Annotated in this window: 18 protein-coding genes and 1 tRNA gene; 6 read left to right on the top strand and 13 right to left on the bottom strand. The window is 42.4% G+C overall.

Annotated features, from left to right (window positions below):
• Positions 1–5: 5 nt before the first annotated feature.
• From RMZ95_RS16945 to petB, 4 genes are all read right to left on the bottom strand, one after another.
• The gene (locus RMZ95_RS16945) at positions 6–995 is read right to left on the bottom strand and encodes a GDP-mannose 4,6-dehydratase (protein WP_322682825.1); all 990 of its coding nucleotides are present in this window, start codon (positions 993–995) and stop codon (positions 6–8) included.
• Positions 996–1513: 518 nt separating this feature from the next.
• Positions 1514–1957, bottom strand: coding sequence for an ATP-binding protein (locus RMZ95_RS16940; protein ID WP_292739730.1), 444 nt, complete (start codon positions 1955–1957; stop codon positions 1514–1516).
• A 628-nt stretch (positions 1958–2585) separates the two neighbouring features.
• Positions 2586–3068, bottom strand: a complete 483-nt coding sequence (gene petD, locus RMZ95_RS16935) for a cytochrome b6-f complex subunit IV (RefSeq protein ID WP_181930359.1) — start codon at positions 3066–3068, stop codon at positions 2586–2588.
• 254 nt (positions 3069–3322) lie between these two features.
• The gene (gene petB / locus RMZ95_RS16930; protein WP_322675438.1) at positions 3323–3970 is read right to left on the bottom strand and encodes a cytochrome b6; all 648 of its coding nucleotides are present in this window, start codon (positions 3968–3970) and stop codon (positions 3323–3325) included.
• 184 nt (positions 3971–4154) lie between these two features.
• On the opposite strand from petB, the gene RMZ95_RS16925 reads away from it, so the two are divergent.
• Positions 4155–4289 (top strand): hypothetical protein, encoded by a 135-nt coding sequence (locus RMZ95_RS16925; RefSeq protein ID WP_322682826.1) that lies wholly within the window; start codon positions 4155–4157, stop codon positions 4287–4289.
• 88 nt (positions 4290–4377) lie between these two features.
• The gene (ctpA, locus tag RMZ95_RS16920; protein WP_322682827.1) at positions 4378–5622 is read left to right on the top strand and encodes a carboxyl-terminal processing protease CtpA; all 1245 of its coding nucleotides are present in this window, start codon (positions 4378–4380) and stop codon (positions 5620–5622) included.
• Positions 5623–5699: 77 nt separating this feature from the next.
• On the opposite strand, the gene RMZ95_RS16915 is transcribed toward ctpA, so the two are convergent.
• From RMZ95_RS16915 to RMZ95_RS16890, 6 genes are all read right to left on the bottom strand, one after another.
• Positions 5700–12035: an AAA family ATPase gene (locus RMZ95_RS16915; RefSeq protein ID WP_322682828.1), complete on the bottom strand. Its 6336-nt coding sequence runs from the start codon at positions 12033–12035 to the stop codon at positions 5700–5702.
• Between the two features lie 785 nt (positions 12036–12820).
• Positions 12821–13702 (bottom strand): ribosome biogenesis GTPase YlqF, encoded by an 882-nt coding sequence (gene ylqF, locus RMZ95_RS16910; RefSeq protein WP_322682829.1) that lies wholly within the window; start codon positions 13700–13702, stop codon positions 12821–12823.
• Between the two features lie 60 nt (positions 13703–13762).
• Positions 13763–14146, bottom strand: coding sequence for a VOC family protein (locus tag RMZ95_RS16905; RefSeq protein ID WP_322682830.1), 384 nt, complete (start codon positions 14144–14146; stop codon positions 13763–13765).
• A 183-nt stretch (positions 14147–14329) separates the two neighbouring features.
• Positions 14330–14908, bottom strand: a complete 579-nt coding sequence (locus tag RMZ95_RS16900) for a Uma2 family endonuclease (RefSeq protein ID WP_322675101.1) — start codon at positions 14906–14908, stop codon at positions 14330–14332.
• 329 nt (positions 14909–15237) lie between these two features.
• Positions 15238–15310, bottom strand: a tRNA-Arg gene (locus RMZ95_RS16895).
• A 44-nt stretch (positions 15311–15354) separates the two neighbouring features.
• On the bottom strand, positions 15355–16542 hold the full coding sequence (locus RMZ95_RS16890) for a murein hydrolase activator EnvC family protein (RefSeq protein ID WP_322675102.1): 1188 nt from the start codon (positions 16540–16542) through the stop codon (positions 15355–15357).
• Positions 16543–16701: 159 nt separating this feature from the next.
• Between RMZ95_RS16890 and RMZ95_RS16885 the strand changes: the two genes are divergently transcribed.
• Positions 16702–16992 (top strand): hypothetical protein, encoded by a 291-nt coding sequence (locus tag RMZ95_RS16885; RefSeq protein WP_322682831.1) that lies wholly within the window; start codon positions 16702–16704, stop codon positions 16990–16992.
• 88 nt (positions 16993–17080) lie between these two features.
• Here RMZ95_RS16885 and trmFO read toward each other — a convergent pair whose 3' ends face one another.
• Positions 17081–18397, bottom strand: coding sequence for an FADH(2)-oxidizing methylenetetrahydrofolate--tRNA-(uracil(54)-C(5))-methyltransferase TrmFO (trmFO, locus tag RMZ95_RS16880; RefSeq protein ID WP_322682832.1), 1317 nt, complete (start codon positions 18395–18397; stop codon positions 17081–17083).
• 389 nt (positions 18398–18786) lie between these two features.
• On the opposite strand from trmFO, the gene RMZ95_RS16875 reads away from it, so the two are divergent.
• The 3 genes from RMZ95_RS16875 to RMZ95_RS16865 all read left to right on the top strand — a co-directional run bounded on the left by RMZ95_RS16875 (position 18787) and on the right by RMZ95_RS16865 (position 20893).
• Positions 18787–19044, top strand: a complete 258-nt coding sequence (locus RMZ95_RS16875) for a hypothetical protein (RefSeq protein WP_322675105.1) — start codon at positions 18787–18789, stop codon at positions 19042–19044.
• Positions 19045–19503: 459 nt separating this feature from the next.
• Entirely contained in the window at positions 19504–20784 is a 1281-nt protein-coding gene (locus RMZ95_RS16870) for a ribulose bisphosphate carboxylase small subunit (RefSeq protein WP_322675106.1), read from the top strand.
• Complete coding sequence (locus RMZ95_RS16865; RefSeq protein WP_322682833.1) at positions 20771–20893, top strand: hypothetical protein; 123 nt, start codon at positions 20771–20773, stop codon at positions 20891–20893. The genes RMZ95_RS16870 and RMZ95_RS16865 overlap by 14 nt, the downstream gene beginning before the upstream one ends.
• A 92-nt stretch (positions 20894–20985) precedes the next feature.
• On the opposite strand, the gene RMZ95_RS16860 is transcribed toward RMZ95_RS16865, so the two are convergent.
• The gene (locus tag RMZ95_RS16860; RefSeq protein ID WP_409882883.1) at positions 20986–21375 is read right to left on the bottom strand and encodes a cupin domain-containing protein; all 390 of its coding nucleotides are present in this window, start codon (positions 21373–21375) and stop codon (positions 20986–20988) included.
• 374 nt (positions 21376–21749) lie between these two features.
• Positions 21750–22499 (bottom strand): hypothetical protein, encoded by a 750-nt coding sequence (locus tag RMZ95_RS16855; RefSeq protein ID WP_322682834.1) that lies wholly within the window; start codon positions 22497–22499, stop codon positions 21750–21752.
• Positions 22500–22787: the final 288 nt, after the last annotated feature.

Raw genomic sequence — 22787 nt, 5'->3', positions numbered from 1 at the left:
ATTATTTACACTTGCGATAAGGGCGCGATTGCACCGCTTTGTAATCGCTCCAAATCTGTTTTTACCATTTTTTCTAAAAGTTCCTCAAAGCTTACTTGGGGTTCCCAGCCGAGGTTTTTTTTAGCCTTGCTGGGGTTAGCTACTAGTTGAAAATGCTCATCTTGTCGTAACAAGCTAGTATTTAAAACTACATACTGCTTCCAATCCAAGCCGACTGACTCAAAGGCTGTGGCAACTAAATCTTTCACACTGTGTAGTTTACCAGTGCCAATCACATATTCTTCTGGTTCATCAATTTGCAACATTCGCCACATGGCCTCTACATAATCACCTGCAAAGCCCCAATCACGTTTGGCATCCAGATTACCCATTTCTAAGGTGTCAGTTAAACCCAATTTAATTGATGCAGCCGCTAAAGAAACTTTGCGTGTGACAAACCCAGGTGCGCGTAGAGGAGACTCGTGATTATATAAAATTCCGCTACAGGCAAATAGTCCATAGCGCTGTCTATGATGCACCATCGTCCAGTGGGCGTGCATTTTAGCCGCAGCATAAGGATTTTTGGGACGAAAAGCGGTTTCTTCATCTTGAGGCGAGAGGAATACATCGCCAAACATTTCTGAACTGCTGGCTTGATAAAATCTGGTAGACAAACCAACTTTTCGTACTGCTTCCAAGAGCCTAGTAGCTGTACCAGTTATTAAATCCAAAGTTCCCAATGGGTCGTTCCAGGAGTCGGGTACAAAACTGGGAGCCGCCAAATTGTAAATCTCTTGGGGACGCAGTTGTTCAACTGCGGTCAACAGTGCCGCATTATCCCTCAAGTCAACTGTAAAAATTTCTACTTGGTTTGCCAGTATTCCCAGTTTTTTCAAATTAGGTTGTCGATCTGGGGGCACTAATCCGACAACTCGATAACCTCGATTGAGGAGCAAATGGCTGAGATAGTAGCCATCTTGACCAGTAATTCCGGTAATTAAGGCTGTCTTAGTCATATTTTGTCTTTTATTCTGTCTATCTCTCTAAGCACGAAATGGCACTTGTTGGAGAACAAACATCAAGACTCTCAACACTGCTGACAAATCTTAACAAGGGAGCTAGTGTAGCTCGAATGCTATTTTTACTAGATTCACTAGTTCTTTTTATACAAAAAATTTACTTAAAGGTTTACAAAAAAATCATAATAATGATAAGCAATTTCATGAAAAAAATATATTTCTCCAATTTAAATAATATTGAAAAAAGAGTATACTTTTATCAATCAAATAACCATGTATTTTAGCAAAAACCGCTTCTATTTGAAAGTGTATAGCTCAACTTTTGGCAAACCCTTAATTAGCTTGGTAACGGCTATATGAGAAGTTTTATTTGTTTGAATCCTAAGTACAAGAGAATATTTTAGAGAAGAAAAGCCATCGTTTTCTGTCGATACTTCTTCTTTAAGTTACACTCCCCTCACAAGCCAAAATTGACATCAGAATTATTCTTTCCCTTAACCTTGACTATTTCAGTGTTACTTTTGTGCTTCTACAGAGTATTTGACAATGAGCAGGCAATTTCTACCATCCGCACCACGTTCGTATACAACCCGATCGGCCAACCGCCTCAGAAGAAACCATCCATACCCACCTACTTGCAGAGTACCTGGGGCTGGCTCTGCGATCGCATCAGGATTGAAAGGTTTTCCATAATCCCAAATTCTAATCTCTAGTCGGTCAATCCACAGATAAACGTTAATTTCAATGATTGTTTCTGGGGGTAAAGCATGATGAGCGTGACGAACAGCGTTAGTAAAGCCTTCTGCTAATGCTAAATTGAGGCGATCGAGTTGGGTTTTTGACCAGCCAAGTTGAGACAAGTGTTGCAGACAAAATTGCTCAAACCATTCTTGCACCTGGTTTAAGAGCCTGAGTTCGCTCTTAACCGTCAGATGGTCTTGCTGCACTATACTAAGCATTAACTGTGAGTTGAATATAAATAAACCCAAGTTGCTAGTTATTAAATTCTGCGCTGTTCGCAAAATTTCTCTGACATAAAAAAATCTAAATTGACATATTCTATGTACCAAAATACAAAACATGAATGATTTTGGCATTCTGAGGGTTGTAACTAGCAACTTACGTTAAGTAAGAAATGTTTGTATTTGTTGACTTTTGATGATTTGATATTTTGGAATAGGTTTTCTATCCAAAACTGCAAATCCCAGAAGCAATCTGAACTATTGAAGAAGAATTCAGAAGGAAATCAGTGAGGGATACACTGCGGGATTTGGCTACAGATCCAACAATATCTTGTTGACCACTAAAAAAAGCATATTTAGTGGGGAACTTAAACCCATTTATGCAGAGACTATCTATAAGACGCTATGCATAACTTGCTTTCCCGTAAGATACACGGACTCGCTTTGGTGGCGTTATCCGCTTTTTAGTTCACAATTTAATTCTGTTAGCGGTAGCAGGGCGTTTAGCCCATTCTAGCTTCTGAATTCTTTCCCGTTAAAATTGACGCCTGTTGATTGCTTTCAAAAGCACATCTGCATCTGCTCTTGAAACTCACAGGCGTCAAAGCACTTTGTGGTGACTAATTTAGAATAGTCCCAAGGTCAAAGATTTATCCAATGGCAAAGCAGCACCAATACCTAGCCACACGGTGACAAGAGTACCAACAAGGAATACTGTGGTTGCAACTGGACGGCGGAAGGGGTTTTGGAACTTATTCACGTTCTCAATAAAAGGAACGAGGATAAGACCTACTGGTACGGAACCCATTGCTAACACTCCTAAAAGTTTGTTAGGAAGCGATCGCAAAATTTGGAAGACTGGATACAAGTACCACTCTGGCAAAATTTCCAATGGTGTGGCGAAAGGATTTGCTGGTTCACCTGTCATTGCGGGATCTAGCACGGCTAGAGCCACAATCGCAGCGAAGGAACCCATGATCACAATTGGAAAGACGTAAAGTAAGTCATTAGGCCAAGCGGGTTCACCATAGTAGTTGTGACCCATGCCTTTAGCGAGTTTGGCTCTTAACTGAGGATCGCTCAGGTCAGGTTTTTTTTGTGTTGACATTTTTAAATGTGCTCTCCTGCTTAAGTTAAATTAAAGCATTTGTGAAAGCTATCAGCTACTAGGCAACCAAAAGGCGGAAAACAGCGTTTCTATATCTACAGTCATCCGCCTGAAGTTGTTTATAGCTTGAGGCTTCAGATACAAGTATTTGTTTTTTGGAACTTATGTGCAATTAATTTCTTGTGTTTCATAAGTTTAAAACAAACAACTCGATCTGAAAACTAACAAATGTTGCCTTTCGCTAATAGCTGAGATTACAAAGGCCCGGAAATACCTTGCTTGCGGATCATCAAGAAGTGAAACAGCATGAATACTGCAATCAACCAAGGCAGTACAAATGTGTGTGCGCTGTAGTAACGAGTTAGTGTTGCTTGACCAACACTGGAACCGCCGCGCAGCAGGTCGGAAATCAGAACTCCAACCACGGGAATTGCTTCTGGTACGCCGCTAACGATTTTCACAGCCCAGTAGCCAACTTGATCCCAAGGTAGAGAATAGCCTGTAACTCCGAAGGAAACGGTGATCACAGCTAGGATTACACCACTTACCCAGGTCAATTCGCGAGGCTTTTTGAAACCACCAGTGAGATAAACCCGGAAGACGTGCAAAATCATCATCAACACCATCATGCTGGCAGACCAGCGATGGATGGAGCGAATTAGCCAACCGAAGTTTACATCAGTCATGATGTACTGCACTGAGGAGAAAGCTTCAGTAACTGTTGGCCTGTAGTAGAACGTCATGGCAAATCCAGTAGCAAACTGGATGAGAAAACAAACCAGGGTAATTCCACCCAGGCAGTAAAAGATATTGACGTGGGGAGGGACGTACTTGCTAGTAACGTCTTCGGCGAGTGCCTGAATTTCCAGGCGTTCCTCAAACCAGTCGTAAACGTTGGCCATACAATCTCAAGTTCCTAAAAGTCGGTTGCGGTTGATAAATCCCGAAGTTCTGAATCGGCAGAAGCCTTCGGTCAGACTTCTCTCCCAATTAACAATTTTGGGATTTTAATAAAGGGGAGTTTTTTTCTTTGCTTTTGGGCTTTGAGTGTGCTAAGAGACTTCAGAAACTTTACACTTTGTAAAGATGGAATATATTGCGATCTCTTTACGCCCCTACACACAAAATGGTGGACACAAAGTAGATTTTATCCTTTGGCGAGTGGATACGATGCATCAGTTGACTGAACAACTTGATGAGAAAAATGCACCACTTCTATAAAAAAAGTAACATAATCGAGAGATAGATTTCATCAACAACAGAGGAAGTGGGCATTATCTAGGCAATTTGGGTTGAGGTGGAATTGATAATGGGGTTCATGAATAAACAAGTCTTTCGGGTTGGATTTTCATTGTTAATGGCGGTTTGCTTGGCGTTGGGTACCCTCACTCAGCCATCGCTGGCTTTGACTGGAGAACAAAAGCTGGTTTCGGAAGTTTGGCGAATTGTTAATCGTACTTATCTAGATGAGACATTTAATCATCAAAACTGGGCGGCTGTGCGGCAAAAGGTTCTGGAAAAACCACTGCCAGACTCAAATGCCAGTTATGAGGCAATTGGGAAGATGCTCAAGAGCCTCGACGATCCTTTTACCCGCTTTTTAGATCCAGAACAGTACCGCAGCTTGCAGGTCAATACTTCTGGGGAACTGACTGGAGTAGGATTGCAAATTGCCTTGAATTCTGAGAATGGAAAGTTAGAAGTAGTGGCTCCTATCGCCGGTTCACCGGCAGATAAAGCGGGGATTCGACCACGCGATCGCATTCTCAAAATTGAAGGTGTTTCCACAGAAAATCTCACCCTTGATGAAGCTGCTACCAGAATGCGCGGGCCCAGTGGCAGCCTTGTGACTCTCGTAATCGAACGGGACGGAGAGGCAGAAACGGAAATTAGACTGACACGCGATCGCATTGCCCTTAACCCTGTGGTTTCAGATTTGCGTGTTTCTGCTGAGGGTACACCCATTGGCTACCTACGTCTTACACAATTTAATGCCAACGCTTCAACGGAATTGGCACACGCTATTTCTAGTCTAGAAAAAAAAGGCGCTGCTGCCTACATTCTAGATTTACGAAATAATCCTGGGGGATTATTGCAATCAGGAATTGAAATTGCCCGTCTCTGGTTAGATTCTGGCACTATTGTTTACACTGTTAACCGGCAAGGTATTCAAGGTAGTTTTGAAGCCTTTGGGCCAGCTTTGACGAAAGATCCTCTGGTGATTTTGGTAAATCAAGGAACTGCCAGTGCCAGTGAGATTCTTGCTGGCGCACTCCAAGATAACGGTCGTGCCCAGTTGGTAGGCGAAACTACCTTTGGCAAGGGATTAATTCAATCCTTGTTTGAACTATCAGATGGTTCGGGTTTAGCAGTCACAATTGCTAAGTATGAAACTCCTGAACACCGTGATATTAACAAACTAGGTATTAAGCCAGATAAAGTTATTTCTCAACCAGCCATTAACCGCGAACAGATTGGTACTGAAGCGGATTTGCAATATCAAGCCGCTGTGGAACTTTTGAAGAAAAACTCGGTGGTAGCGGGGAAAGCTTGAAGAAGGGTACAAGGAGACAAATCAGGTGGGGGTTCAGACTCCATCTGAATACCATACTTAAGAAAGCTAAAATTTAATTATACCGATAACGGTAGCTGAATCACAAATTCAGTTCCTTCCCCAAGTTGGGAATTCACTGCGATCGCTCCGCCATGTTTTTCTACAATAATTTGTCGAGCGATCGCAAGTCCTAATCCTGTGCCTTTTCCGACAGCTTTTGTCGTAAATAAATGGTCAAACATTTTTTGTTTTACTTCTTCCTCGATACCCTTCCCATTATCAGCGATTGTAATTTTAACTAAATTATTTTCGACTGTAGTGGTAATTGTAATGCAGTTTGGATTTGCTTTAATTTCGTCAAAACTTCGATCGATATTCGATTCCTCCAAGGCATCAATAGCATTTGCTAGTAGATTCATAAACACTTGATTTAGTTGTCCAGGGAAACACTCAATTTGAGGTAAAGTGCCGTATTCAGTTATCACTTCAATTGCTGGACGTTGCTCGTTAGCCTTGAGACGATGTTTCAAAATTAAAATCGTGCTGTCGATGCCTTGGTGAATATTAAATGGTACTTTATAATCTTTATCGGCACGCGAGAAAGTTCGTAAACTGGTGCTGATATTTTTCAGGCGATCGCACGCCATCGACATGGCATCAATCATCTTAGGCAAGTCTTCTAAGCTATAATCCAAGTCGATTTCTTGGGCATGGTCTTTGATTTCATCACTCCCATTAGGCAAGGTTTCTTGATAGAGTTTTAAGTGTTCAATTACATCTGTAAAAGTAGGTTTAGCAAGTTTTAGACTAGCAGCAATAAAACCAAGGGGATTATTCATTTCGTGAGCGACACCAGCAACTAAATTCCCTAGCGCTGACATTTTTTCACTTTGCACCATTTGCAATTGGGCGTTTTGCAGATCGGTTAACGCTTGTTCTAAATCTTGTGATTTTTGCTGCAAGGCAAGTTCAGCAAGTTTGCGTTCGGCTTCAAGCCGCGCCCTTTCGCTAATATCTCGCATGACAACTACTGCACCGAGTTTGTTACCCGAAGCATCAAAGATTGCTTGTCCACTAGCTAATAAAATTCTCCTAGAGCCATGCTTCGGCGCAATTACCATTTCGGCATTTTCGACGATTTCTCCTTGCAAGGCGCGAAACAGAGGAATTTGAGTTCTTGATAGGGGTGTTTGACCATCAGGTTGATAGAGATCGAAGCGTCCTGTCCATTGTTCTGGTGGTAATGATTCTATTGGTAAGCCATGAAATTCACGAGTTGCTTTGTTAAATAGAGTCAATTTGCCACTAGCATCGCAAACAACAATCCCATCGGTAATATTGTGAATGATGGCATTCAAAAACTCTCGTTCTTTAGCTAGAGATGCTTCGGCGTGTTTGCGATCGCTAATATCAATTACTACCCCATCCCATACAATTGCACCATCGGCTTGTCGCTCTGGCCGAGCCGCAGATTGAATCCATTTCATGGTTCCTGAAGGCAGGATAATCCGCCATTCTTGCTCAAAGGGTGTGAGATTTTGGGCAGAGTAAGCGAGCGCTTGGGCAATAGCCGGGCGATCGTCAGGATGATTCATGGCGTAAACGCTATGCGTCCCTGCCATTACCAACTCTGGCTCTAACTCATATAAGTCGAGACAGCCAGAACTAACGTAGGGTGTTGAAGTTGAACCATCCACCTCCAGACGGAATTGGTACACCATCCCAGGAATATTATTTGCCAAATTTTGGAAGCGGATTTCACTAGCTTGCAATTTTGCTAGAGATTGTGCCAACTGTTGAGCATAGTTTTGAGAATTTTGGTAAATTCGGGCATTTTCCAAAGAAATTGCGGCTTGGGCACAAAGTAAGTTCAGCAGTTCGACGCGATCGCTTGTAAAGGCTCCGGTTGCTAAATTATTTTCCAGGTACAATATGCCCAACAACTTACCCTGATGCAAAATCGGGCTGCACAAGATACTCTTGGGTTGCTGTTGCTGAATATACGGGTCGTTAATTAATTGCGGATGCACCGTGGCATCAGTAATTACTGCTGGTTGTAAGTTGCGTTTGACGTTATTAATTAAGCGAACTGGTACATCAACTGAGTCTTCAACAGGCTGTGGGTTGAATAACATCGGGTAGAAATCAACTTTGGCAGCTTGGTTCTGTAGACTGCTCAGGGAAAGTTGTGCTAAAGCCTGAACTAGCAACCGCTCTGACTCCAAAAGCATGAATACACATTTATCGGCTCCAGCATTTTCAATGACGATATGCAGCAAAGCTGAAAGCAGTTTTTCAAGTTCGATTTCCCTAGAAAGAGTTTGGGAAGCTTTGAGAATGGTAGCTAAATCTAAAGCAACAGAGACGTTGCTACTATTGGAAGTGGCGGAACTGGTGGAGGTAACACTCTCCAAGATGAAGATAGTTTCGTTAGTAGAGAAGGGAGAACGGGTTTGCTCTAAGATGGGGGCGAGGAGTTGGGGATAGCGTCGTTCCAAGTCGGCGACTTTGGCTTTAGCGCCCCAACGAGCATAGCCATAGTAGGCTTGGGTCATGTATTCTTGGGCAATGCGCTGTTTACCCCAATCGAGGTAGAACTTAGCGGTCAGTTCATTGGCTAGGGCTTCTTCTTGGGTATAACCGTGTTCTTTAGCTAGAGTTATGGCGCGATCGTACAAATCTATTGCCTCTGATTTCTGCCCTAAAACTCGGTATAGGTCGGCTTCAACTAAATAAAATTTGTGCAGGTAATTTTCTGGAGCACGATCAGCCCACTTTTTCATTTTTTCCTGATTTTTAGCCACCCGTTGCAGAATGTTTTGCTGTTGTGCCTCACAAACCTGAGAATAGATTGCCAGATGGGCTAGAGAATCATAGGTGTAGCAGAGCGGAACGATGAATAAGCCTGTAGCACCACCTATATAATTTTCAGCAGCGATCGCAGCTGACACCGCCAACTCAAACTTGCCAAACATATAACACAGACCAAGTTGGTTGGCATAGAAATAATACAGCGCAGTCTGATCGCCCGATCGCTGGAGAACTGGCACAATTTCCTCTCGATTAAAGGCATTTCCAGTCAGCTGCCAAGGTTCAGCAGAATCGCCCAGCATATTCAAAATTGGTTGCTGAAAAACGGTCAGATGGCTGGTAAGACCTTGTTGGTTGAGCTGCCCAAGCTGATCTCGGAAGGCAACGCTCTCTCGGTTGAGATCGATTAATTCTTTGCCCAGAAACCAACAATATGAGATGTAAATGAATCCGCAAATAGCAGCCGATTCTAAATCTCCGGTTTCCAATCCAACTTCGTAGCCTTCCCGGAGAAATGGTAAGGAGTTCTTGAGCGGCTCTTTCCAATGCCACACGCAACAGTAAATTCCGACATAGACTCTGGACTTTAGTTCTTTGGCATTGAAATGTTCCAGCAACAAGTGTGCTAGTTGTGCAAACTCATAGCCAGAGTCAATCTCTCCTGTCATCCCACAAAGTATCATTCCATAGTAGCCATAGCCAATTGCCGAAAATGAACTATTGCCATATTGAACGGATAAATTGACCTGTTCGAGAACAATAAATGGTAAGAGCGCTGGAGTGACAACAAAAGCAGCAGAAGTGACAGTGGCAAGAATCCGTACAACTGCTAATTTGTTAGGATCTGTCATTTGGGGTAAATTGATTAAATCCAGTGGTTGCCTTCCAGCCAAGATGGATTTAGTCGTCTCAAATGCTTTGGCAATATCTGATTGACTGGGTTGCTTTGGAAGGCTGTTTCCTAAACGCTCCACACTCTTGAGAGCAATCTCTACTGCTTCTATAAATTGATGTTGGGCTTGAGCTGCTTGAATTTGAACTTCATAGACCTTAATCGTATCCAACAAGTTTCTAGAGTGTTCTGTAATGATTGCCGCCAATTGTGTCATCCGCTCAAAGTTGCCGCTCAGGTAAGCGGCTTCAGTGGCAGCTTCGTAGAGGGCTAAGGTTAACTCATACTGCGTTTGCCACATATCCTCAGCTAACAAGGCGATGCCCGTAGTGGAATACTCAAATGCCGCTGTATAGGCAGTTGCGGCTCTGGCTTTTTGTCCAGCTTTCAGATTGAGTTGGGCGAGTTCTTTTTGCTTAGATAAATCGACAATTAGGGATTTGCCGATATTAAGTTGGTTAACGATTTCAAATAATTTTTCGTCTTGTTTGGTAACAGGCGTATGAGTCAGTAATAGTTGCCCAATTTTTAGGTGAGCGATCTGTTTTTGTTCGTCTGGAATCAGAAAATAAGCAGCTTGCTGGACGCGATCGTGCAAGAATTTGTAAACCGTCATTTGTCCTTCGTCATTTGTCATTTGCAAATGACCGATCGCCAATGAGGAATCCTGATAAAACTTGTAAATTTCATTGGTAGGAATGATAAATCCTTCTTGCAATGCTTTCCACAAGTCGGAAGCGGTTTCTGCTTGCGACTTTTCATAAACGATCGCTAACGTCGCCAAATCGAACTGATTGCCGATACAGGCTGCCAGTTTCAGAACATCTTGAGTGATGTTAGGCAATTTTTGAAGTTGTTGTGCCATAAATTCCACCACATCATCAGTCAGAGCAAGCGATCGCACTTGTGCTATATCACACTGCCAAAAACCTGTCTCCCAATTAAAGGTAATCAGCCCATCTTCATGTAGCGCTTTCAAAAACTGAGTTGTGAAAAAGGGATTGCCTTTGGCTTTTCGATCGACTAACTCTGTTAACGGTAATGCCTGTGCCGTCGTACAACTGAGAGAGTCGGCGATTAAATGGTTGACATCTGCTTGACTCAAGGGAGCTAGGCTCAAGGTTTTGATGCCAGAAGAAGTTTTTTCAATTTCATCTAGCGTCAACATCAGCGGATGAGCCGCAAACACCTCGTTGTTGCGGTATGCGCCAATAATAAATAGATGGCTGCAATCGCTCTGAGCCATCAACAACTTCAGCAAATTCAGCGATGCCGAATCCGCCCACTGCAAATCATCCAGAAATATTACCAACGGATGCTCTCTGGTCGCGAACACCTGAATGAACTTTTGGAACAGCAGATTGAAACGGTGTTGTGCCGCACCGCCCGATAGTTCAGCGATCGCAGGCTGTTTGCCGAGCAGCTGCTCCAGTTCAGGAATCACCTCAATCAGAAGTTGTCCGTTCTCTCCAACTGCCGCTAAAATCTTACTTTGCCATTGCTCCAGTTGAGTATCGCTTTCCCTAAGCAACTGTCCCATCAAATCGCGAAAGGCTTGTACAAAAGCAGACAGAGGAATGTTGCGGTTGAACTGGTCGTATTTGCCTTTGATGAAGTAGCCGTTCCAGCGCACAATCGGTTTATGCACTTCATTGACGACTGCGGTTTTGCCAATACCAGAGAAACCTGCCACTAGCATCAGTTGAGAGCCACCATTGGCAACATCACCAAATGCTTCTAGTAACGTTTGTACCTCCGATTCCCGTCCGTAGAGTTTTTCGGGTATGAGAAAGCGATCGCTAATATCTCGCTGTCCTAAATCAAACCAGGTGTGTTTGCCTGTTTCTCGCCACTGTTCTAAGCAGGTAACAAGGTCATGTTTAAGTCCTAGCGCACTTTGATAGCGGTCTTCGGCGTTCTTCGCCATCAGTTTGCGGACAATTTCGCCCAGCATCAAGGGCAATTTGGGGTTGAAATCGCACAGGCTAGGTGGAAGTTTCGCAATGTGGTAATGCACCAACTCCATCGGTTCATAGGACTCAAAGGGCAATTTTCCACTCAGTAATTCAAAGAAAGTCACACCTAAAGAATAGAAGTCACTGCGGTAGTCAATGCCTCTGTTCATCCGTCCGGTTTGCTCTGGCGACAGATAGGCTAGCGTTCCTTCTAGTCCATTGAGGCTCTGAAGTTCCTGGGTTTCTCGTGGTAAGAGCGAGGCAATACTAAAGTCAATCAGCTTGATTTGTTTCGTGTCAGGGTGAATCAAGATGTTGGCTGGCTTGATGTCTTTGTGAATGACGCGCTGTTGATGTAACTTGTGTAAGATTTCTAGTAGTTGCAGAGCAATGGGTAAGAATTGCTCTAATGTCAGTGTTTTTCCTTGAGTAAATTGCCGCAAGGAAACACCACCAAAGTCTTCCATGACTAAGGCATAGCCATTATGATGGGCTTCCAGGCTGTAGGGTTTGATAATGCCGGGAATATCTAGGTTTTTAGCGATCGCATATTGGTTGCGAAACTGGACTAATTCGGTAAAAGTTGGGTATTCTCGTTTTAAGAGCTTGATGACAACTGGTAGGCGATGCCTGCGGCGGGCTGCGCCTACGCATTCTCGAATTGCCCGATACACTTGAGTACGAGAACCTGAATAAAGTTGCTCGATGATTTGGTAGCCAGCAATCCTTAAAGTTCCATCAACTTTTGCGCTCATAAATTTTTACGAAAATCTCTTTATACTAGTGTTATAATTCCCACTACTATAAATTGAGTAACAACCATTAGAAAAGTTACATTGGGTATCGGGCACTGGAGCCAAAGAGTAGGAATGCAAACACCTTTATATAAATGTGGCGAACGCATTTTGATGATTTCCCAAAGTAGTATCATAACTCCGTCAAAGAGTTTTTGACCTGACAAAGAAAGGCATGAGGCAACATTAAAAAAGTATTAAGAAACTTCCAAATAAAAATATCTCAAAACTGACGCAAAAATTCTTTCTATTTCTTCTCTTTTTGTGTTCTCTGCGCTTGGAGTGGTAGAAAAGCAGCTTCGCCTTTGGCGTTTTCGTAGAGTAGCCGCTTTTCTACGAACGCGAACAGCGTGTCGCAGACAGACGCTTTGCGTAGCTTGCTTCTTTGTAGGAGTATGCGTCTACGTTTATTTGGATAATTTATTTCTTGGAAATCTCTAATTTAGTTGGTGAGTGGCAGTATCTAACGCGCGCGATCGCATTTTTCAGTAACTATGTGCTACTCCCATAAATCATATTGAATGCGCTATTTTAGTCTGGTTTAAGCTCAAAGATTTAGCTTATAAAACTGGTCAAACAATTTATAAAATTATTTATCTTTGCAGTTAAAAGTCAAGACGTTATCATGTTTATCGCCTAGTTGTTTGGCGCGCAGCACAACATAGCCGCGCCATTGCTTGTGACACTTGCGTAAGTCCTGTTAAAAATCAAATAGGTTTCCTAATTTTTACTATTTGAATTTAGATTTAATTTGGTGGTAATTCTAAACTCATTTCACCCAACAATCCCTTACGAAAATCTGTTAAAACTTGCCTTGCTGTTCGCTCTACATCACCTTTGTAACGATGTTCTGCCAAGGCGTGTAAATAGGTATCTCCGGTGTCTGATGTTGAATCGAGTTGGTAACGAGACTGTAATGGTTTTTTTGGTAATAAATCTCCTGCTACAGCTTCTAAATAGTTGAGTAAATCCACTAAGGCTGCTGCTACTAGCTGGTTATCGTAAGATGCTTCACCGATATCATCACAAATAGCTAATTTCAAGGCTGCGTCTTGGTCTTCTAATCTTAAAGGGATGACACCAGGAGCATCAAGCAATTCTAAATGTTCGGAAATTCGCACCCAGCGTAGTTGACGAGTTACCCCAGGACGAGCTGCACTTTCCACAACTCGCTTTCCCAACAGGCGGTTAATTAAAGCTGATTTACCGACATTGGGAAAACCAATCACCACAGCTCGCACTGGACGGGGTAACATCCCGCGATCGCTTCTTCTTTGATTAAGTTCTACCCCAGCAGCTTGCGCTGCCCGCGCTACTTCTGCTATACCTTTACCATGTTGAGCGTTGGTAAAATAAGGGACTTCTCCTTGACGTTTAAACCAATCGATCCATAGCGATCGCATTTGTGGTGTAATCATATCTACTCGGTTAAGTATCAACACCCGTTTTTTACCTTCTACCCACTCACCTATTTGGGGATGGTGAGTTGCTAAGGGAATCCGAGCATCTCGTACCTCAAACACCACATCTACACGCTTTAGCTGTTCTTTGAGCTTCTTTTCAGCTTTCGCAATGTGACCTGGATACCATTGAATCAGGTTTAATCTATAGTTTTGAGTTATAGCCATTTTTTTATTTGTCCTTTGTTATTTGTCCTTTGTCATTAGTCATTTGTCCTTTGCAAATGACTAATGACTCCCTGTAGCCGCTTGATGTAAAATCAGACGATTGCCATCAGAGTCATAGGTATAAATTTCTCTGCCGTGGGAAGCAATGGAAATGTCTCCTGGTGGAGGATAGCCCAAAGCAGTTAGGTGAGCGATCGCATCTTCTAAGTTACTCACCTCTAAACACAAACTTATCTTACTTTTGGCAATCGCTTCAAATTCCGACTCATTTGTGTTCTTTGGTTTAAAAATACCTAATCGCATACTAATTAAATTAAACTCAGCATAGAGATTTGGAACCAAAATAACTGGCTTTTGCTCCAGCAATTTGGTATAGAAATTAACTAACTTCTCAAAATTAACCGATGCTATGGTGACAAATGCGTTAGTGTACTGGAAAACCATATTGGCTTTAAGTTAGTTGATTTTTTTGCTGAAGAAGTGCGATCGCCATCAAAAAAGATTTTCACTTTTCTAAAGTTATTACACTCAGCACTTGTGGCGGTGTCGAATCTGGTTTGAGCTTTAAAGGGAGTGTCGATGGTTTAAGCGAATTTGAGTAGAAATAAAATCAAGATAATCAGTTATCTATGCAAAAATATGCTGTAAATTTAAAACAAAACCAGGGAGAACATCTTCACCCGATAAACTTGTAGGAGATTGTAAAACTTCAGGTACCAGATTTGGGCGATAAATTATTACTTGTTTCTCTTTAGGATTAATTAACCAACCGAGTTGTAAGCCATTTGCTAAATATTCTGTCATTTTGGCTTTAGTATCTTCTACATCATCAGTTTCAGAAACTAATTCCACTGCAAAATCAGGACACAAAGGGAGAAATTTCTTTCTTTGTTCTGGAGTAAGAGCATTCCATCTTGCTATCCTTACCCAAGAAGCATCAGGTGAACGAGTTGCCCCATTTGGCAGTTTAAACCCAGTAGAAGAATCGAAAGCTTTTCCGAGCTTGTTCTGTCTGTTCCAAACTCCTAAATCAAGATACAGTTCAAAATTACGGTTTCCCGTTTCTCCCCCAGTGGGTGACATGATAATTAATTCCCCTTCAGCAGTTAACTCTAGTCGTAATTCTTTATTCACAGCGACAATCTGTGCAAATTCCTCATCAGTAAATTGCAGATTAGCAGGTAATTGTAAGGTTAAAGCAGTCATAATTAAACACCATCAAAACTAAATATTGACCTCACTTCCATTCCTCTCTCCTACAAGGAGAGAAGCTTTGAGTTTCCCCTTTCTCTTATAAAAAAGGGGGCTAAAGGTTAGGTTTTTCTTCCCACAAAAATCCTAGTTGCATCAAACCCATGCGCGGCTAATAAGGAAGATTTAGCCTCTACCTCTATTTTAGGAATGCTCTAAATATTAAATACTAATTAGCCGCTCCATATAAAAAGAGTTCTGCCATACTTGATATAAGGCAGAAAATTGCTGTCAAATATGATTTGTCAACGCGGACAAATAATTTGGCAATCGACAAAAGGTAACGAGCGCGGAGGGATTTGAACCCCCGACCCACAGAACCGGAATCTGTTGCTCTATCCACTGAGCCACGCGCCCTTAATCTTCTATATTATAGCACGTCTGTGATAAAATTCGCAGCTTTAAAGATAATTAGCTGGGTCTACGGGCGTACCATTGCGACGAACTTCAAAGTGGAGGTGGGGGCCAGTTGAGAAACCTGTGGAACCGACAGCTGCGATCGCTTGTCCGCGTTCAACTGCTTGTCCCTCAGAAACATATAACTCGCTGGTATGCCCGTAGAGTGTAGTCATACCATTGCCGTGGTCGATAATTACCGCTCTGCCATAACCACCATACCAGCCAGCAAAAATTACTGTTCCCGAATCGGCTGCCCGAATTTTACTACCATAGCTGGCGGCAAAATCTAACCCGGCATGAAAGCGACGATAGCCAAGAATTGGGTGTATCCGCCAGCCGAAGGGACTGCTAGTAGGAGCATCACTAGGATATCCCATTACACCAGTTCCTCGAATGATGATACCTGTTCGGCTGTTGGTTTTTTCTTGGGCTTCTGCTACCTTTTGTTGAATCAAAACTTCCAGATTTTTGGATTCTCTTTCTAGCTGATTTTGTGCAGCTTCTAAGGCGAGGCGATCGCTATTCAGGCGTTGAATCAATTCTGATTGTGATTGCGCCTGGGTTTGATAATCGGCTTTTTGTGCCAACAGTTGCTCGCGAATTAAACCAATTTCGTTTTTTTGCTGTTCTACTTCCGTTTTTTGTTTATCGATCGAGTTTGCTTGGGTGTTGAGTTTTACCAAAATTTTCTGGTCTGCTTGAAACACTAACTTCAACTGATGACGACGGCTGAAAAAGTCGCTGATATTTTCACTTTCGAGCAAAACTGCCCATCCCGCAAAAGCAGGCGATCGCTGGAGATAACGCAATCGTGCTACTGTTGCGATTTGCCGCTCCTGATACGAACGTTCTGCCACATCTAAATCAGCTTCTAACTGCTGGAGGCGTTGGCTAGCAAGTTGTAATCGTGATTCGCTCTCTTGAAGATAGCTATCTGTAGTTTGCAGATTTTGCTTTAAACCAGTCAGGTGTTTTTGGGCCTCTTGTTGGAGATTAGTTAAGCGATCGCGCTCTCCAACTACACCCTGACGCTGCTGGTTCATTTGTTGCTGCTGTTGTCGCAGAGTATCAATAGACTCTGTAGATGTTGCGTCGGCTGGAATTAATGCTAAACATATCCACAAAATACAGCAAAATGCAATAGATAAACAGCAATAAATCTGCTTTTTTTCTAGAAATCGCCCTCTCATAGTGCGAACCTAACTAAAACGATGCTTTCAAACACTATGAGGATTATTCCCAAAATCTGATTCACTCACTCCAACGCATTATTAAATTGGCCTGCCAAGTTGTAACACAAGGATTCTAAGTATGTCAGCATTGAGCAGGTTTATTAGCGGCTGAGATTTATGAACGCACGCATAGCAATTCTTTTAATTACCTTAGTTTTTCCAGGTTTGGCGGTGGTGGGAGTATCGTTGTATTGGTTTAATCTCGATTATGCAGCACTGATCAAAGCTGAAAACTATGTGGAAAACCTGGTAGAGGTCGGAGGAATAGTAAATGATAGACAGTTAGAGTATGCCTATCATCGCACCTACATTCATCGCATTAACGTATTTGCCGATGGTACTTGGGGATTGCTAGGAGGTGTAATTACAGCATTAGGCATACATGGATTAGTCACTATTAAAAAATAGATAGAGGTGGGGAGATGGGGAAATGGTGGGGCAAGGGGGATAATCAATGCCCAATGCCCAATGCCCAATGCCCAATGCCCAATGCCCATTAATTACAATTAGCTTTCCAATTTGCCAAATCAGCTAAAGAGCGATCGCGGTAACGTCCATAACGCTCTGGTTTACTTTTGATTTTCATTCCTAAATCGGGGAAAATCCCAAAATTAGGCGGCATTGGTTGGAAATGCTTCGGTGAAGCAGAACTAATAAATTCTAATAACGCACCGATCATGGTTGTTGGTGGTAAAACCAAAGCTTCTTTACCCAAAGCTAATCGCGCTGCATTAATTCCCGCCAAGCAACCACCCGCAGCCGCAGCAGTGTAACCTTCTGTACCAATCAATTGTCCAGCCGCTAATAATGTCGGACGCTCTTTAAATTGCAAGGTAGGATGCATTAATTGGGGAGCATTAATAAAAGTGTTGCGGTGCATCACTCCTAAGCGTACAAACTCTGCTTTTTCTAAACTGGGAATTAATTGAAAGATGCGCTTTTGTTCGCCCCAACGCAGATTAGTTTGAAATCCTACCATATTCCACAATTGACCAGCTTTATCTTCTTGTCGTAACTGCACCACAGCATAAGGGCGTTCCCCTGTGCGAGTATCTGACAATCCCACTGGCTTTAGGGGGCCGTAACGCATGGTATCTTCCCCGCGCTGGGCTAGTTCTTCTATGGGCAAACAAGCTTCAAAAAATTTCGCCGTTTCTCGTTCAAAACCCTTGAGTTCTGTTTGTTCGGCTTTACAGAGTTCTTCTCGAAAGTGCAAGTACTGCTCTTTATTCATTGGGCAGTTGAGATAAGCGGCTTCACCTTTGTCATAACGCGATGCCATAAAAGCAATGTCACGATTAATCGATTCTCCGACGATAATCGGACTGGCTGCATCAAAAAAGCTGAGGTATTCCATCCCCGTAAAGCGGCGCAAATCTTCTGCTAAATCGGGACTAGTTAAAGGCCCGGTTGCTAAAACCACAATCCCTTCAGGAATTGCAGACACTTCACCCCGACGGAATTCAACTAAAGGATGACTCGCTAAAGTTTTAGTTAAATCTTGGCCAAATTCTCCCCTGTCTACGGCTAGCGCCCCACCAGCCGGCACGGCGTGTTCATCAGCTTTTGAGATGACAATCGAACCGAGTTGGCGTAACTCTTCGTGCAATAATCCCGCCGCGCGATCGCTTGCCATTGCCCCAAAGGAATTACTACACACTAATTCTGCTAAATGTTCTGTATGATGAGCCGGACTAAATCGCTTTGGACGCATTTCATGCAGAATTACTGGCACTCCAGCTTGGGCTATTTGCCAAGCTGCTTCTGTCCCAGCTAGTCCACCTCCAATTACTTCTATCGGTTGTGTTTCCATAGTTAAATTTTAATTCCTATATTATAAGTATCCATCAGCATTACAGAAGTAAAATTAAATCAAAAGTGATGTTAAACCACAACAAGTGCAAATAAAGTATTGGGCCAATTGTAACGTTGAGACTACACTCTCAAGGTTTTTTACAATCGTTTTTGCCATAATATGAAAAGCCACCGACAGCGTTGGGCTAAACATTTGTTAACTGGTACACTGCCAAGAAGTGCGATCGCGTCCTCAGCCCTTGCCTTATTACATTAATCCAAAAATTAGTAAAATTAGTTGTAAAAGTAGGTTTTTTCAATATCAACCCTTGATTTTTGCTTTTTCCAAATGATACATTAAGTATGCATTCAATAATTAGCTAACAATGCGTAATTGGGATGTGATTTATGACTAAAAACCAAATCAAAGATAACGTCGATTTAAATCAAGCTCCAGTTATGTTTATTGAAGAAATAACAGATGATCGGGAATTGAAAAGTGTATACGGTGGCGCAACGCCTGCTGATTCAGTATTACTAAACCCTAAGATTATTGCTGCTCTTGCAAAGCGCGGTATTATATTGCCTGACGATCCTAACAACCCAAATACATTAACAGTAGAGGCGTTGTCTGCTTTAAAAGAAATTTTGGCTAATGAGACGTAGTAAATACAAACGATTTCTATTAACTGTAGCGATATGCAATACTAGGGCGTGCTTGAAAACACGCTCTATTCTCAAAAATAGGTTAATCTAAATAATCCTGAAATTATACAAATGGCTTATCAAAGTCATTTGATATTGTAATCAAATCTTTGGCACTACCAAATAACAGCAGTTTTCACTCCTTCCATGCTTGGGCGCGTGTTCAATGGTAACAGACAATAGACTTCTTGGCATTGTAGGGAAAAGGGGAAGGGGTAATAAGGTAAAGGTATGGAATTTTCCTTTACCCTTTAACCTTTAACATGCACCCCAATATCCTGGCATTTGTTATTTTTGCAAGATGTCTAATCAACCCAACACGATGAACAAACACAAGCTTGTCTGAAAGAAAAGCGATCGCTATCCCCAAAAAAAATTAACATTAACCTTAGAAGTGTTAATTTTTCATTACATAAACTCATGGGTTACTACATCGCTCCCCGCTTTTTGGACAAACTTGCTGTCCACATTACCAAAAATTTCCTGAAGCTTCCTGGCGTGCGAGTTCCCGTGATACTGGGTATTCATGGACGCAAAGGAGAAGGTAAAACATTTCAATGTCAATTAGTCTTCGAGAAAATGGGTATCGAAGTCACTAACATATCTGGTGGCGAATTAGAAAGTCCAGATGCGGGAGATCCAGCGCGGTTGATTCGGTTGCGCTATCGGGAAACAGCAGAACTGATCAAAGTACGCGGCAAAATGTGTGTACTAATGATTAACGATTTAGATGCTGGTGCTGGACGTTTTGATGAAGGGACTCAATATACTGTAAACACGCAGTTGGTGAATGCCACACTGATGAATATTGCTGATAATCCCACAGATGTGCAGTTGCCGGGAAGCTATGATTCCACACCTTTACATCGCGTGCCGATTATTGTCACAGGTAATGATTTTTCTACTCTCTATGCACCGTTAATTCGGGATGGACGGATGGAGAAATTCTACTGGGAACCAGATAGAGACGATAAGGTGGGAATTGTCAAGGGTATTTTTGAAGCGGATGGACTGTCACAGAAGGAAGTTGAACAGCTAGTTGATACTTTTGTCAATCAGTCCATTGACTTTTTTAGCGCTTTGCGATCGCGCATTTATGACGAACAAATCCGCAACTACATTCATAAAGTAGGTTTTGAGCAGATATCCTTGAGTGTGGTTAACAGCGCTAAAGGCCCACCAGAATTTCAAAAGCCAGATTTCAGGCTGTCTCACTTAATCGAGTCTGGTAACTTCCTGGTTGGCGAACAAAAACGGGTAGAAAATTCCCATTTGGTTGATGATTACAATCGTCTCAATCGAGGTAGAAATTCTCAATCCACACCACCTGCTGTTGTAACACCAATTAAACCAATTAGTCAGCCGTTAAATAGCCCAACCCAAGAAGTAAAAACAAATGGATTTCAGAAACAGGAAGCATCCAGTCCACATTTGACTCTAGATACACAAGCTCAAATTAGGGAATTATTGGCTCAAGGTTACAAAATTAGTATTGAACACGTAGATGAGCGCCGCTTCCGCACAGGTTCTTGGCAAACTTGTGTTCATAGCCACATTGATGCTGAGACTGATGCCATCTCAAATTTGGAGGCAACTCTGGCAGAATATAGCGGTGAGTATGTGCGCTTAGTAGGTATCGATCCCAAAGCCAAGCGGCGTGTGGTGGAGACAATTATTCAGCGTCCAAATGGGAACAATTAGGAACAGATGCAGCAAAATCTGGGTGTTTAACGACCAAACTCACCGGACGCAGACAACCTTGGCAACTCAACCGACCAACTTGTGGCGTTCCGGTGCAGCAACTTGTTAGGCGACGCTTTGATAGTGCACCTAGCGAGAACATTGTCGGGCATTTCTACACAGCCGCACGCTGCGCGTACAAAAAGCATCCAGCAATCATTTCTAGTAGGGACTCGAGGCAGGTTCTCCCGCGCCGTTAGTCCAAATGTCGTCTGGCAGCGATCGGTTACGGTGACAAACCCGATCGTGGTCAGGATACGTGATTGTGTCTACTTCCGCTCGAGTGCCGACTATCAGGCATTGCGTTGCCTTGGAGCTACGATTCTCGAGAAAGTGGCCTATCGGCACTCCTGCTTGAAAAGTTGCGGCGTCGCCAGGACGTAGTACAGTCTTTGCGTCTCCTTCGATGAGCACGATCTCGCCTTCGAGGACATAGACCATTTCATCCTCAGCACTATGCCAATGTTTGATTGACGAACGAGAGCCAGGCTGCAAGACTTCGATGAACGCGCCGAACTGGGTAAGTCCTCCTGCTTCGCTGATCCAGAGCATACGATTTGGTTTATGCGCGGCGTGAGAGGGGCTTTCCTCCACGATGAGACTATCAGGAGTGATAACAGTCATGTTGGTACCTCTGGGAATTCTGGAGCAATAGCTATTCCATTGTGTCTAGGGCACGAATCGACGCAAAACTTCGTTCGTGTCCCTAAATGAAGCGTTACTTTCAATTCGGTTAAGGCAAGAGACGCGATGAATCGCTGTTTCTACAAAGTCAATTTTAAATCATTTGCGAACAACAAGAAAACCTTAAATCCATAAGAAGTTGGGGATTTAAGGTTGTAAATTCGATTCGCCAGGGTTGTTGTTAATTCTTAAACAACTGGAAACAATATGTTTCCTTAATTTGAAAGCTAAATTTTTCTTTTTTACCAACAAGTACTGGCTGAAGCTGAGGTCATCGTTCTTAAATCGCTTGTAAATGCGGCTGTGTATTGATAAGGTGATGAACCAGAGCAATTCATGGAATTTGTATAGGTGTTACGGGGATTCCACCATGACATTGCTTTCACAGTCAAATTTGCGCCATTCCATGATAGAGACTGGACGAGTAAAGAGTTCGTTTGTCCATTATCTGGCTTTTTAGAAGATAAAAATGTGGCATAATCAACCTGGCCATTAGCTGGATTAATTCGGGCTATCACTGCGACTTTTGGCCCGCCTCCATTACCATAGCTAGACAACCACCGACCACTAGCAAAACGGCTAAAATTGTTACCTGTCTGACTGCCTGTAGAAGAGTAAATGCCATATAAAACATCACTTCCATTCCAATACAATCCGTAACCTGTACCATCATCGCCTGTTGTCTCGTGATCGTCACGACACCATGCTTTTATCCCATTATTAAAGCGGATAGTTATAGGGTTTTTGTTATTTGAGAATTGCTGATAACCAATGTAAATTCTTGCCGATCCATTAGCTACTTTGGGGCCATTTTTAGCTGCGATTGTCGCTTCACTATCATTGCAACTGAATGTCACAGGTTCGCTGACCGATGTATTTATAGTTTCAGCTAAAACTGGAGCAGTATTTTGTGTGAAAACTAAGTCACCTACTAAAATTACAGACAAAGAAATGCCCGCAAAATACTTGTGTAATTTGCCAGAATAAATCATGTTATGAATCTGCCGAGACAAGGAACGGAAAACACCGTATCACTATAAACTCTAATCAGTATTTAGACAAGCAAAATCGTTGAAAACACTATGCAGCAAGAGTCTCAGCATTCTAAAATATTAAATACAACTACAAAATGCCCGATCTAATATGCATGATGATGCATGATAGTAACTGTATATAATTATTGTTTATCAAATACCATTAGTAAATATAAAAAATTGCAATAGGTTATGCTTTACCATAAACAATTGCAATAATTGAGAAAATAATTTTAATCAGCCAAG

This window comes from Nostoc sp. DedQUE07 (assembly GCF_034530975.2).
Classification (GTDB): Bacteria; Cyanobacteriota; Cyanobacteriia; order Cyanobacteriales; family Nostocaceae; genus Nostoc.
Note: the sequence above shows the minus strand (reverse complement) of the source record. Positions and strands in the feature narration are given on the sequence as shown.